Source organism: Chitinophagales bacterium, assembly GCA_020635995.1.
Lineage (GTDB): Bacteria > Bacteroidota > Bacteroidia > Chitinophagales > UBA8649 > JAFMKE01.
On the sequence record JACJYS010000001.1, the window covers coordinates 268,795 to 282,052 of the forward strand.

The window sequence follows — 13,258 nt, forward strand, 5'->3', positions numbered from 1 at the left end:
TAATTCAAGCAAAGGTTTATTTCATTTTCACTTTATCATACAAGTATTCTTTGCCCATTATCTCGCCACAGGTCATAAATGCACTTACCGTTACGCCCAATACTCCGTGTAAGTTTACATTTTGCCCTGTAAAAAAGAGGTTGTTTAATTTAGTTTGTGGAGAAATATAAGCTTTAAGTGGATTTTTATAATCTTTAGAATAACCATAAATAGAACCGTTAGGCGAGTATAAATAATCTCTATAAGTTAGTGGTGTAGAAACATTTATGCTTTTTATATTGCCTTTAAGTTGTGGCATTACTTTATACACTTCTTTTAAAAATATTTCGTTATGTTTTTCTTTAAATTCGGCATACATTTTACCTCTTTCTTCTTCAAAACCGGCTACGTTTTCGGTATTTTTCCATTCTTCTACGTCTTCAAAATTCATGTAAGCTATGGCAATAACACTTTCTGCCCATTTATTAGATTTTGGATTAACGGGCGTAAACGCCATGTAGTTTAGCGGCCAATTATTTTTGTTGTAAAACTCGCCATTCCAAACGTTATAATCTTTAAAATGGTAGTGATTGTAGTTTTGGTAAGGCATTTTTTCTTTGTCTTTTAAAACTATGTGCATAGAGTAAGCACTACTTGAGTTTTTTATGGAGTTTAATCTATTTATATAAGCGTTTCTTATATGAGCACCTTCTACCATTTTAAGCGTATTAATAGGGTGTATATTTGAAATAAACTTTTTAGCAAAGTAGGTTTCTCCCGTTTTAAGTTTTACGCTTATTATTTCTTTATCTTTAGCAATAAATTTTTCTACATTCTGATAGCGTTTTACCACACCTCCGTTGGCTCTTATATTGCGTACTAAATATTTGGCTATTTGCCCCGCCCCGCCTGTAAATCTGTATGCACTTTCTATATAAGAATTGGTTATTAATGCGTGTTCGTACAAAGTAGAGTTTTCTATATTCCCGGCATATAAAAGGTTGTTTCCGCCTAAAATACTTTTTAGTTTTTCGCTTTTAAAATGCTCATTAAAATATTTGGCTATTGAAACATCTAAAAAGTCAAAATTTAAAGTGTCGTGGTAGGCATTATCTGTTAAATGATAAAAAGGATAACGCAAACCTATTTCCCGAATTTCTTTTACAAATTTTTGTAAACTTTCTTTTTCCTTTGGAAACTCTTGGGCTAATATTTCAACAAAATTTTCTCGCCCTATACCATATTTGTAAAAGCTGTTATCATTGTCGTAAGAAATATGTTCAAAACCACCGGCATCCATACGTTTGTATTTCAGCTTGTCTAAAATATTAAAATATTTAAAATACTGGTGTAGCGATTGTCCTTCGTCTAAGCCACCCACATAATGCACACCCGTATCAAAAGTAACACCATCGTGTTTAAAATCTTGTAGGCTACCGCCAAACTGCTGATTTTTTTCTAAAATGCAAACACTATATCCTTCTTTAGATAAAATATAACCGCACGCCAATCCGCCCAATCCGCTACCTATTATTACAATATCAAATTTATTGCCGTCCATTTATAACTTTGTTATTGTTTTATTTTTAGTGTTTAAAATTACTTTTGTTTTAATGTTTTTAATTGCCTCTATTTTATTTTCATTTGTATTGGCAATAATAAATACCTGTTCAAATTTTGTAGTGTCCATTTCATTAATGTCATTTTCAACCGTACAGCCTTTCAACAAGTATAAATTTTTTACAAAAATATAATTATCTGTTATAATAGCAACTTCTGCATCGGGCGAAAGTACTTTAATAGCGGTAGCCGCTACACCCAAATTATCATTAATTACAAGAGTCGGTGCATTATTTTTTATAAATGGCAATATTGCTTCAAAGTAATTAAACTGCTTTAAAAATGTATGAGCTTTACTATAGGTATTATTGTTTTTGTACAGATAATTACTCAATATTTTCTTATCATAAAGTTTTACGGTATCATTTTTATCAAGTATTTCTGCATGATTTTTTTTATACTCGTCTCTTATTCTTTTGTAGCGGTCTAAATTATTTGTACCAAAAGTAGTATCGTCAAAAGCTATTCTTTTGCCTATAACGGCTTGCATGGCTCTTCGCTGCCCAAAAAACTGTTTTCTGTGCAAAGTATCAATGGTGCCGTTAATATGAAAAGGAACTACGTCCATTTTTAAATCATAAGCCATTTGAAAACCACCACGGTAAAAACGCGTTAGTTTTTTATTTTGTTCTCTCGTTCCTTCAGGAAAAACAGCTATAGAATAGCCTTCTGCTACTTTTACTTTTAAGTTTTGCATTAACTCGTCTATATCTCCTTCTACAGAATAAAAATCTGCTAAGCGAGCTCCCAAGCCAAAAACAGGATTATTACGCACCCAGTTTTTGGTAAGCAAAATTAATTGTGGATGCAAACCAACTATTAATGGTGTGTCTATTAATGATTGGTGGTTAGAAATAATTACAGCAGGCTTGCTAAAGTCCTCATTATAAGGGTTTTCAAATTTTAATCGTTTGCCGGGAAACATAATGCGGATATAACTTTTGCCCCACAGATTAAAAGCTTTATGATAAAAATGTTTTCTTTTTAATAAAGGAATAAAAAATAGAATTTTTAGCAAATATCCTAAAAGTGTAATGGTAATAACACCAGCCATTAAAGTGCTATAAGCAAAAAAAGTATCGTAAGCACTTTTTATGGTTATGGGTTCAAAACCCCGTTTTATTCGGCTAAATAAAACAAACCGCACTAAAAACGGCAATAAAATTATAGAATAAGTATATACCGATAAAATAGCCACCATGCCTGCTGCCGCTATAGAGTGTAAAGCCGGATGTTTGGCAAAAATTAAAACACCAATACCTACAAAAGTGGTTAAAGCAGATAAAGTAACAGACGATTTTACAGTATTTATGTGTTTTTCGCCATTTGTATAATCGCTTAGTAAAGTGTTTAATATAAATATGCTGTAATCTATACCTAAGCCAAATATAAAAATGACTACTATAATGTTTAGCATGTTAAATGTAATATTAAACAAGCCCATTAAACCCAGTGTAGTAACCCAACTGAGGGCTACAGGAGTAAAAGCTAAGCCTACCAGTTCAAATTTTCTGAAATAAATAAATAAGATTAATAGAATAACTGCCAGCAAAATAATACTTATAGTTTTTAAAGAACTTTTTACTTGCAATACCAATTTTTTAATGGCACTATTTCTATCTAAAATATATACATCGTTGTCTTTTTGTTGTAGTTCGTTAGTTAATTGTTCTTTGTTAGCCTTATCTAACTTTACTATTATTGTGCTGTAAGCTTTTCCTGTTTGGTGGTCTATAGATAAATAGTTTTCGGTTAGCTTGTTTAGCTTTATTTCATCGGTAGTAGAAGGGTTTTCTAATTGCTTTATAAAACCGTTAAACGCTTCTGGTTTTAGTCCAATATTATTGGCTTCTTCGGTCAGTATATTTTTAACCTTTTCTATTTTATTGGTAGTCCAAAAGTTTTTCCAAGCGTTTATTCTTTCCTCTTGTGTTTGGGTGCTACTTACCAAACCTAATGCCGATTTTATTTCTTCAACAGGAACATTGCTTTCTTGTAATTGTTTTTCTACATTTTCTGTAGCAATTAATGCTTCGTTTAAATTGTCTTTTTCTATAACTACCAGCAAATTGCTTTGCAAAGCATTAGAAGCTTTGTGTAGTTCCGTTTCTGCATTGGCAATGTAGGTAGGCATATAGTTTAGCTGGTTTAAATCGCTAACAAAACCTATTTTTTTGATAAAAAAGACAGCTATAAATACAAGCACAAAACAAGTGGCTACCAACACTTTGTTTTTATGAAAAGGATAACTTAAAGCTTTGTCAAAAGCATTCTTTTTAACGGTTTTGTTTTTAAACGTATTTTTATACAATACCGGTAGCACCAAAATAGAAAATACAGCACCAAAAAACATACTTAAAGCGGCAAACAAAGCCAAATCGCTTAATGCTTTGCTACCAATAAGCAACAAAGACAAAAATGCTCCCGCAGTAGTTAAACTACCTGCTAAAATAGGTCCGGCAGTGTGTGTAATAGTACTTTCGCTATCTCCTGTTTTTCTTAAATGTCCAAAAATATGTAGGGTATAGTCTATAATAGCACCCAAGAGCACAGAACCCATACCTAATGAAATGGCAGACACATAATTTTGCTTAAAAAACAAAAAAGACAATGCCGTAGCAGAACCCAACACCACAGGAATAACAAAACCCGGCAGCACTTTTATACTTTTAAAATAAAAGGCTAATCCTATAAGCAAAATAGCCAAAGCTATATTTACCGTTAGCATAATATCTTTTTTTATTCTTATGGCATTTTCTTGTGCTATTATTGCCGAGCCAAATACATAACACTTTACATTGCTTTCGCTATTTATATTGCTTAGCGTTTCTGTTATTTTGCTGTGTAATAATTCTTTTTTATTATCCTCATTTATGTTTTCTATCACGCTTGTAAAACCAAGCAAGTAAGTGCTGTCTTTTGATATTAGAAAGGAATTGTTTAACGTAAAATTATCATCTACTTGAAGGCTTTTTAATTTTTTTAAAGCCAAAGAGCCAAAATCTAAAGGGTCGTTTAGTATGCTATTTTTCATCATAGCTCCCGCAGGCGTAAATAACACTCGTAGTTTATTTTGAATCTTGCTTTTTAAAACATCTTCATTTAAGTTTACTTTTTCTAAATCTTGGGGCGTTAAATAAATAGGTAAGTGCGTATAAATATTATCTAACAAAGAAATAAACTGTGCTTCATTGTTTTTTATGGCAATGTTAGAAAATAAACTGTCCTCATTAAGTGCTTCAAGTTGGTTTTGCAGTATAGTGCCTTGCTGTATTAAACTGTCCACATTTTTATTTTCATCTTTTAAAATAAAAATAAGTTTATTGTTGGTGCTTGTTTTTTCAAGCAAGTGTTCAAATTTTGCTAAATCGCCATCTTTAGGCAGTACGTTGGTTATGTCGTCTTCTAAATGTAAATGCGTAATGGCATAAAACCCCATGCCTAATATTCCAACAAGCAGAATAAGGAAAACAATAATGTTTTTTTCAAAAAAACGATAGGCATTTACAAAAAATGTAATCACTTTTTAAGGTTTTTTCGGGCTTTATAAAATAAAAATACAACTAAAGTAATAATTATTGCACCCGTTAAGGCAAAAACAATTCCACCAATGTATTGTTGCTTTAAATTTTCAAATACAAACTGTACGGTTAGCTCTTGTCTTTTAGCAAATAGTAAATGATTATTGTTTTGTAAAATAAAAGCTCCAATTTCATGACTAATAAAAATAAGCAAAGGAATAAGCGGAGCAAAACCTACTACATAAGCTACGCCAATGCTTACTGCTTTATTTAGTTTGAACAAAAGGGATAAAGCAATAATAATAACGGTTTTTACACCATGAAAAGGAGAAAGCCCAATAAAAGAACCTAAAAATATGGCAAGCATTATTTTTTCAATAGGCTCATTGCTGTTTATAACATAAGTTCTAAATAAATCTTTAAGACTTTTTTTTTTAAGACTTCTAATAAAGTTTCGTGGCTTGTAGTAAAATAAAGCCATGGTTACCAGCACGGTATTTAATATACTTATTCTTGTAAAATCAGGTATTTTTCTAAAATGTGTAATGCGTTCTTCTTGTGGAGGATAATAAACGTCTATAGGCAAAAACTTAATAGGAATATCTTTCCATGCACTACGCACTATTACTTCTATTTCAAATTCGTATTTAGAAGTAAAAAACTTCATGTTTTTATACTTAAATATAGGATAAGAGCGGTATCCCGATTGTGTATCGGGAGCATCTATACCGGTTTCAAATTTAAACCAAAAGCTTGAAAACTTATTGCCAAAACTACTTGCCCCGGGCACGTTTTCGGTATTCATATTTCTTGAACCTATGTATAAAGCACCGGGGTCTTCTTTAATGGCATTAAAAAAAGCAGGCAAATCGCTGGCTTTGTGCTGCCCGTCAGAATCTATAGTAATAGCGTGGGTATAACCCAACTCAAGAGCTTTTTTAAAACCCGCCCGTAAAGCCATTCCTTTCCCTTGGTTTTTTTCAAAGTTTACTACGGCTTTGGCTTTAGTATTGCTCAATAATTGTGCAGTATTATCTGTGCTACCGTCATTTACTATTATTATATCTGTAGTGTATGCTAATACGCTGTCAATAACTTCAAGTAATGTACCCGAGTTGTTGTACGTAGGAATAAGTACGCAATAATGTGGGGTTAAATCAAGCACTTAAAGTATAATTCAATCTTGCTTTTAAAAAAATGGTATCGTTATCAAAAATTTTAGCATCAAGTTCTAATAAGCCGTTTTCTTCATTTACACTTATTTCAATATCAATCTCTTGATGCTCAGTGGGTTTTAGTATGTTTACAAACTTTACAAATTTTGAACTTTTAAATATCAAATTTTTAGTTTGATAAGCTGTTTTAACGCAATCTTTAACCAACTGAAGCTGACACACTCCCGGTGTTATAGGATTGCCGGGAAAGTGAGCTTTATATATATCGCTATCGGCTAAAATTTTAGCTTTAGCGTATATGATGTTTTCTTTTTTTGACAATGAAATTATATCAAAAATAGAAGGTTGAAGGTTTAAAGCGTTCATTCTGCAAAAGTAAGAGGTTTTACTTCAATTTTTAAATCTATTAGCGAATGAATAATAAGTAATGATGATATTTTATTGTTTTGCCTGTTTATTTCAACTTTATTAGTGCTTATGCCTTTTCTTATTTGGGTTGTTTCATTATTGGCAAGGGCATATTTGTAGCGTTTACATTTTTCTTTTACTACTATTTTTTGCTTCTTGTGCTTTACTTTTGGTGTTTTGTACAAAAAAGGATAAATCATTTTCAAATCCTTATAAAACATCTTTTTTACTATGTTTTTATTTAGGGCTTCTACGGCATAGTTGGCGTGCAATGAGTCAGCACTTAAGGTAAAATCAAATACTTTCATTCCAAATTTTGATGTCAGCACCACTTGCAAGGTGTTATCTTGCATTTTTTTGGCTAAAAGCAAACCTCCAAATGTATTTTTTTTAAAGGTTAATTTACTTTCATAAACATAAGTTGAGTCTGTTTTTTGGTTAAAAATAATAGGCAACAAAGGTTGTTGAGCTATTGAAAACAGACCAAAAAAAAGGAAAAAGGAGAGTAATATTAGGGTTTTAGGCGTGTTCAAATAAAGTATTTATATTTTGTCAAAAACAACTTCGTTTATAGGGCTGTTTTGTTTTATGTTTTCAAACAAAATTACGGTTTTATCTCCGCCATTTTCAAGCATTTCTACACTATTTATTAGAAGTGTTTCTTTATTTAAAAACAAATGAATTTCTTCTATAAAGCTCTTTATTTTATCTGAGTTTGGAAGCAACACTACTTTATACGCATTTTTAGATTCGTAAAAACTTTTGCTAAAGTTCTCATCTTCAAGCATTTTGCCACTCATCATGCCACCCATTGTGTTGTTTATTTCTTTAAAAATGGCATTGTTGCTCATATCATAGTTTTGCAAATCATCGCCATCTTTTATGCTTACTTTGTTGTTTTTAAGCACTACAATGTAGCTAAAGGGAGCCATATATTCCCAACGCATTTTATCGGGATTTTTGTAGTAAAACTTTCCTGTAGAAACAAATGGCTTGTTGAGTATGCTCATGTGTTTTTCTTGCGTAAAAGATGCCTGCAATGTGCTGGCGGCACTATTGGTGGCAATTATTTTTTGCTCTAAAGCTTTGCTATTGCTTATTTTGGTATATTCTTGCGAAAAACCTAATGCACTAATAAAAATAAAACCGATAGCCCAAATTAACTTATTCATACGCTTGCAAATTTAATATTTCATCTACACCTACAAAGGTATAGTTATGCTCTTTAGCATACTTTATCAACTTTGATACCAAAATTTTAGTGTGTGGCATGGTATCGTGCATTAAAATGATACTTCCATTGTTTATTTTATCCTTTATTCTACTAAAAATCTCCTCCGGATTTTTATAAAAAGTATCAAAAGAACGCACATTCCACCCTACAGACTGTAGCGTAGTTTGTTTTAATGCTTTTGCCAGCATGGGATTGCTTACACCATTTGGCGGACGAAACAGCAAAGGTATTTTTCCTATACTTTGTTTTATTATATCATTTGTTTTTTCAAGCTCTGCCTGCACTTTTTTGGCACTTTGCAAATTGAAATTATTATGATGATAATAACTATGGTTTCCTAAAACATGCCCGTCAGTATCCATTTGCTTAAAAATATTAGGATACTCCGCTATGTTTTTGCCTATACAAAAAAAAGTAGCTTTTACATTTTCTTCTTTTAATAGTTGTAATAGTTCTGTACTTTGTAGTGAAGGTCCATCATCAAAAGTAAGGGCTATTTGTTTTTTTGAATTAACACCTTTGGTGTGCGTATAAAAGAAATAATTGGCATCTAAATTGAGTACGCCATATAAAACAATGGCTGTATGAATTAATATTAATGGTAGTAAGCACCACAAACTGAGGTTTATAGTAAAATGCAAAACGATAATTAAAATAAAACCAATTAAAGTTATGATATTATTTAAGCGATGCTTTGTCATTATTTTTTTATAAAAATAGCACTGAAATAATCTCTTCTAAAATGATTTAAGATTAAAACATTCTTTATAGGATTTTCATTGCTTTTAATGGTGGCTACTTTTGGCAATTCAGCTTTTTCTAATATTTCTGTTGCCAACCAAAAAGCATAAGATGAAGATGTAAAACTTTCGCCACACAGATGCTTGTAATAAGCTAACTGACTTTTGTTAAAATGAGCAGTAAAGTTGTCATAAATTTTATCGTAAACCTTATGCCCATTTATGCCCAAAATAATACAATCGGGCTGCTGTACATTACTTTGTTTTAGTAGGCTAACAATGTCATTTAGTTTTTGATTGTTGTTTTGCTGAAAATAGGTTTTAACAAAAACTAATTCTCCAAAATGCTGCATATTTGAATTGTTGCTTAAAGTAAAAAATGCTGCGTGTTCGCCTAAATAAGGAGCTTTGTGTTTGTTGTTTAATATTTCTGCATTTTCAGCATTATAATCAATAGCCAAATTTAAAGCTTTAGCTATTTCAAAGGTTTTTTCGTTAAGTTCATCTGCCGAACCAACTAAAAATCTTTTGTTGCCATCATTTTCGTGGCATTGCAAAATAGCATCTAAAAGTGTCCATTCAAAAGAGAAAATACGCTCGGAATAAGTAAAATTATATTGATGAATTTTTAGTTTTAAAGCTATGTTTCCGGCTATGGTATTGTGTGTAGATTGTATAAAAGGTGTAGGCGATAAGGTGCTTTCATTAAATTCTACTAAAGAAATTAAAAATTTTTCAGAATCAGTTATGCAACCTATGCCTGTTCCCACCATTATGCCGTCTATGTTTTCTTTGTCATCGCCTAAAGCATCAAAAGCGGCAACAGAGCTTATTTTTAAAATATGGCTGGTTCTTCTGGCATCTTTAGCATCAAAATATTTATTAAAATCCGGTTTTTGTGCTTCCAGCCACGTGTGGGTTGAATTAGGTAAAGCTAATTCTTGTGTGCCGTTTCCTGTGGCGGCATTTATTCCTTTGCCTGTTATAAAAATTTTCATGCTTTTTTAGAAATTATAAGTGATGTACAATTTCCTCCAAATCCCAGCGAATTACTCAGCACGTGTTTTATTTCTTTGTTTTCTATTAGCTTGGTTGTAGGTTCTAAATTTCTACCTTTTATGGGTGTTTTAAAATTTAAACTTGGAAAAACCATATTTTCATTCATAGAAAATAAAGAATAGATGGTTTCTATACTGCCACAAGCGGCTAAAGTGTGCCCCGTAAAAGGTTTTAATGAGTTAAAAACAGGCAATTTATCTGTTCCAAAAATGTCAATAATAGCTTTGCTTTCCGATTCATCATTATTGGGCGTTCCTGTGCCGTGGGTGTTTATATAATCTATTTCTTGAGGCTTAATTTGAGCCACTTTTAGTGCTTTTTCTATTGCCATTTTAGCTCCTACGGCTTCTTCAGAGCTGGCAGTTTGATGAAAAGCGTCATTGGCATTTCCCCAGCCGGTTATATAGCCTAATTTCTCTTTATTAGCCACTACTTTTTCGCTTTCTATCACTAAATATCCTGCTCCTTCGCCTAAGTTTAATCCTGCCCTATTTTCATCAAAAGGTTGGGTGTGTTTAGTGTCTAAAATACCTAAGGTATTAAAGCCATTTATGGTAAATTTAGACAAAGCATCGCTGCCGCCTACTATGGCTCTTTCCACCATTCCAGCTTTTATCATTTTAGCACCTAAAAGTATAGCATTTGCCGATGAAGAGCAGGCGGTGCTTATAGTAGTAGCATAGGTTTTTAACCCCATTTCTGTAGCTATTTTTAAGTTTAGATTGCCACAATCGTGTTCTGAAAAATAGTATTTTGGATTTTCAGCTTCTCCTTCTACTACGTATTTAAAACCTTGTTCAAATAAATCCATGCCGCCTACGCTGGTGCCACTTATTAAAGCGGTGTTTTCTAATTGTTGAGGTGTTAATTTAGCTTGTTTTATAGCTTCTTTTACCGCTATAATAGCCAGTAAAGTACCTCTGGTATTTACCGATACTTTTTTTAAATCGGCTTTGGCTTTTAACTCGTCATTGGTCAGTTTAATTTCTCCAACAAGTAGTTCGTTTTTGTGTATAGATTCTATAAGCTCTAACTTAGATACACCATGCCGACCTTGCTTTAATGCATTGAAATTTTGGTGTGCATTATTTCCTAAGGCAGTAATAACCCCATAGCCTGTTATGCAGATATTGTGAGGCAATATTAAACTTTGTTTTCTTTAATAAATGTGGCTAAAGTGCGTACACTTTTCATGGCTTTAGAACCCGATTCTTGATCTTTTATTTTTATGCCATAGTTGCGTTCTACCATTACTATAATTTCAAGGGCATCAATAGAATCTAATCCCAAACCTTCATCTCCAAAAAGAGGTTCGTCTGCATCTATATCTTCTGGCGATAAATCTTCCAAATTAAGGTGACTAATTAAATCTGCTTTCAATTTTTCTATTATTTCTTCCATGTTTTTTATTTGTTATAAAGATTTAAAAGGTTTTCAGGGTTCAAAATTACACTATTTTCGGTTGGTTTTTGGCTTAAATAACAAGCTAAAACATCTACAGAATCTTCAAAAACTTCTATCCATTCTATTAAAAAACTATTTGCTTTATCTAATGTTGTTTGCGTTTTAATGGCTTTTATTAGCATTTCTGCATCAAATTTTTCAGCAACCAAAAATATATTTTCTCCTACAAATTTGTGTTTTATACTTATTTCACCCATTACAATATTGGCTAATGTATATACAAAAACCGATGGGCTGGGTACAAAATTCTCTTTTTGTATGGTTTTGCTGTATTCAAAATCGGTATCTAAAGAAGCACTTTTGTTGGCAAAAATTAAAGAGCAGTTTTTGTCGGCATTTTGATTATTAAGTGCTAATTCTGCTGCTAAAAAACCAAACTTACACATGCTGTCCATTTTATAAAACTTTGGATAGGAAGTGCCTAACTTTTTGTAAATAGTTTTACTCAAACTCTCATTTTCAGCACATTCTATTTGTTGCACAGCACCGTTATTATTAAGCTTATTTTGCTTAATACGCACAAAAGAGTTTATGTAAATATTGTTATTCATGCTTTAATATTATGGCGGCATTGCAGCCACCAAAACCAGATGCTGTTTTTAATAAGGTGTTTATTTTTAGTTTTTTATCTTGTTTTACAATGTTTAGCTTAATATTTTCGTCTATTTCTTGGCAGTTTAAAGTGCAGAAAGCTACGTTGTTTTTCATCATTTCGGCACATAAAATAATTTCAAGTAAGCCTGCCGCTCCCAAAGTGTGCCCTATATAGCCTTTTAGGCTATTTAGCGGAATATGATTCAACTGTAAAGACTCAAAAGCTTTGCTTTCCATTAAGTCATTATAATTAGTGGCAGTGCCATGTGCATTTATAAAGTCAATACTGTGGGCTGTTATTTGGCTGTATTTTATGGCTTTATTTATGGCTAAAGCCAGTCCGCTTCCATCTCTTGACGGTCCTGAAATATGGTTGGCATCATTAGAAGTTGCTCCTCCTAATATCTCAATATCTGATTTTTCAGTACTTATTAAAGCTACGGCACACGCTCCGCCTATGTTAAGTCCTTTTCTGTTTTTATCGTAGGGCTGGCAAGGTGTAGCACTTAATGCTTGAAAAGTGTTGAATCCGCTAACCACAAAATTTGTTATTACATCTGCGGCACATACTATTATGTGGTCATATTGTTGGGTCTTAATTAAATCGGCAGCATAAATACATGCCGAAACTCCCGATATACAAGCATTAGATATTAATAAAGGCGTATTGGCAGTTTTAAAATGATTTTGAATATACTTGATGCTATGACTTAAAGAAGCTTCGTTTGGCATATTTGGCAATGCTTCTACATTTCCTTTTGTGGTAGATAAAATTAGTAAAGTATTTTTGTCTTTAAGCGATATATTAGATTGATTTACAAGGTTGTTGATGTAATAAATACACAGTTTTTCAAACAAGTTTTTATCTTCTTTTTGTAAACCGATTTTAGTGTAATTAATTGCTCCTACAGGAAAAGTTAAAGACTCATTAAATGAAAAAGTTTTTTCTTGTAAACCTGTTTTTTCGTTTAAAATATTATTTACAGTTTCTTTGGTAGAGCAACCTAAAGCACAAGCTATATTATATGTGTTGAGGTATGCTTTACGCATCTTGGAAGTGTTTTAGCTTCCATTTTTCAAAAAATGGTGGATTTGTAATGTAAAGTTCTTTGTCTTTATTTAAAAAAACTTGTATGGTTTTTCCTGTACACACTAATTTTTTAGTGTTTTGACTGAAAATTTTATATTGAAATTCAATTTTGGCAGCTTTGTTAAAAATAAAAGTGGCTTCTATAACTGCCGTATCGCCATAGTCTAAAGGAGCAAGGTGATTGATTTCTGTTTTAATAATAGGCGTAAAAAACCCATGACTAAAAACGGTTAAGTAATCTAAAGTGTATTTTAATCCAAACTGCTCTCTGCCTTCCTCAAAAAGGCGAACGTAATGCCCGTGCCACATGATGCCCATAGAATCTACATCGCTAAATTTAACGCGTTCGGTTGTAGTATGGGATAATTTCATGT

At 32.1% G+C, this 13,258-nt stretch carries 13 protein-coding genes; all 13 read right to left on the reverse strand.

Translation table 11 applies throughout. The features are described 5' to 3' along the window. Nucleotides 1-16: 16 nt before the first annotated feature. The 13 genes from H6578_01210 to H6578_01270 are packed head-to-tail and all read right to left on the reverse strand — an operon-like array spanning nucleotide 17 to nucleotide 13,256. Complete coding sequence (locus H6578_01210) at nucleotides 17-1,540, reverse strand: NAD(P)/FAD-dependent oxidoreductase (GenBank protein MCB9225774.1); 1,524 nt, start codon at nucleotides 1,538-1,540, stop codon at nucleotides 17-19. Further along, a complete protein-coding gene (locus H6578_01215; protein ID MCB9225775.1) occupies nucleotides 1,541-5,122 on the reverse strand; it encodes an MMPL family transporter in 3,582 nt (1,193 codons plus the stop codon). Beyond that, nucleotides 5,119-6,285, reverse strand: a complete 1,167-nt coding sequence (locus H6578_01220) for a DUF2062 domain-containing protein (GenBank protein ID MCB9225776.1) — start codon at nucleotides 6,283-6,285, stop codon at nucleotides 5,119-5,121. Before H6578_01220 ends, H6578_01215 begins: the two co-directional genes overlap by 4 nt. Beyond that, nucleotides 6,278-6,661: a hypothetical protein gene (locus H6578_01225; GenBank protein MCB9225777.1), complete on the reverse strand. Its 384-nt coding sequence runs from the start codon at nucleotides 6,659-6,661 to the stop codon at nucleotides 6,278-6,280. The genes H6578_01220 and H6578_01225 overlap by 8 nt, the downstream gene beginning before the upstream one ends. Then, nucleotides 6,658-7,236 carry a hypothetical protein gene (locus tag H6578_01230; GenBank protein MCB9225778.1) on the reverse strand — a complete coding sequence of 193 codons (579 nt, stop codon included), beginning with the start codon at nucleotides 7,234-7,236 and terminating at the stop codon, nucleotides 6,658-6,660. The genes H6578_01225 and H6578_01230 overlap by 4 nt, the downstream gene beginning before the upstream one ends. A gap of 9 nt (nucleotides 7,237-7,245) precedes the next feature. Then, entirely contained in the window at nucleotides 7,246-7,875 is a 630-nt protein-coding gene (locus H6578_01235) for an outer membrane lipoprotein carrier protein LolA (GenBank protein MCB9225779.1), read from the reverse strand. After that, nucleotides 7,868-8,638, reverse strand: coding sequence for a polysaccharide deacetylase family protein (locus H6578_01240; protein MCB9225780.1), 771 nt, complete (start codon nucleotides 8,636-8,638; stop codon nucleotides 7,868-7,870). Before H6578_01240 ends, H6578_01235 begins: the two co-directional genes overlap by 8 nt. Next, the gene (locus H6578_01245) at nucleotides 8,638-9,675 is read right to left on the reverse strand and encodes a hypothetical protein (GenBank protein ID MCB9225781.1); all 1,038 of its coding nucleotides are present in this window, start codon (nucleotides 9,673-9,675) and stop codon (nucleotides 8,638-8,640) included. The genes H6578_01240 and H6578_01245 overlap by 1 nt, the downstream gene beginning before the upstream one ends. Further along, complete coding sequence (locus H6578_01250; GenBank protein ID MCB9225782.1) at nucleotides 9,672-10,877, reverse strand: beta-ketoacyl-[acyl-carrier-protein] synthase family protein; 1,206 nt, start codon at nucleotides 10,875-10,877, stop codon at nucleotides 9,672-9,674. Before H6578_01250 ends, H6578_01245 begins: the two co-directional genes overlap by 4 nt. Nucleotides 10,878-10,879: 2 nt before the next feature. Further along, complete coding sequence (locus tag H6578_01255; GenBank protein MCB9225783.1) at nucleotides 10,880-11,137, reverse strand: acyl carrier protein; 258 nt, start codon at nucleotides 11,135-11,137, stop codon at nucleotides 10,880-10,882. A 5-nt stretch (nucleotides 11,138-11,142) separates the two neighbouring features. Next, a complete protein-coding gene (locus tag H6578_01260; protein MCB9225784.1) occupies nucleotides 11,143-11,751 on the reverse strand; it encodes a 3-oxoacyl-ACP synthase in 609 nt (202 codons plus the stop codon). Beyond that, nucleotides 11,744-12,844: a beta-ketoacyl synthase gene (locus tag H6578_01265; protein MCB9225785.1), complete on the reverse strand. Its 1,101-nt coding sequence runs from the start codon at nucleotides 12,842-12,844 to the stop codon at nucleotides 11,744-11,746. The genes H6578_01260 and H6578_01265 overlap by 8 nt, the downstream gene beginning before the upstream one ends. Next, nucleotides 12,837-13,256, reverse strand: coding sequence for an acyl-CoA thioesterase (locus tag H6578_01270; GenBank protein ID MCB9225786.1), 420 nt, complete (start codon nucleotides 13,254-13,256; stop codon nucleotides 12,837-12,839). The genes H6578_01265 and H6578_01270 overlap by 8 nt, the downstream gene beginning before the upstream one ends. Between the last annotated feature and the right edge of the window lie 2 nt (nucleotides 13,257-13,258).

Coding starts and splice junctions, on each gene's coding strand:
- H6578_01225 (MCB9225777.1), bottom strand. CDS start 6,661: ATGAACGCTTTAAACCTTCAACCTTCTATTTTTGATATAATTTCATTG.
- H6578_01260 (MCB9225784.1), bottom strand. CDS start 11,751: ATGAATAACAATATTTACATAAACTCTTTTGTGCGTATTAAGCAAAAT.
- H6578_01210 (MCB9225774.1), bottom strand. CDS start 1,540: ATGGACGGCAATAAATTTGATATTGTAATAATAGGTAGCGGATTGGGC.
- H6578_01255 (MCB9225783.1), bottom strand. CDS start 11,137: ATGGAAGAAATAATAGAAAAATTGAAAGCAGATTTAATTAGTCACCTT.
- H6578_01235 (MCB9225779.1), bottom strand. CDS start 7,875: ATGAATAAGTTAATTTGGGCTATCGGTTTTATTTTTATTAGTGCATTA.
- H6578_01265 (MCB9225785.1), bottom strand. CDS start 12,844: ATGCGTAAAGCATACCTCAACACATATAATATAGCTTGTGCTTTAGGT.
- H6578_01245 (MCB9225781.1), bottom strand. CDS start 9,675: ATGAAAATTTTTATAACAGGCAAAGGAATAAATGCCGCCACAGGAAAC.
- H6578_01270 (MCB9225786.1), bottom strand. CDS start 13,256: ATGAAATTATCCCATACTACAACCGAACGCGTTAAATTTAGCGATGTA.
- H6578_01240 (MCB9225780.1), bottom strand. CDS start 8,638: ATGACAAAGCATCGCTTAAATAATATCATAACTTTAATTGGTTTTATT.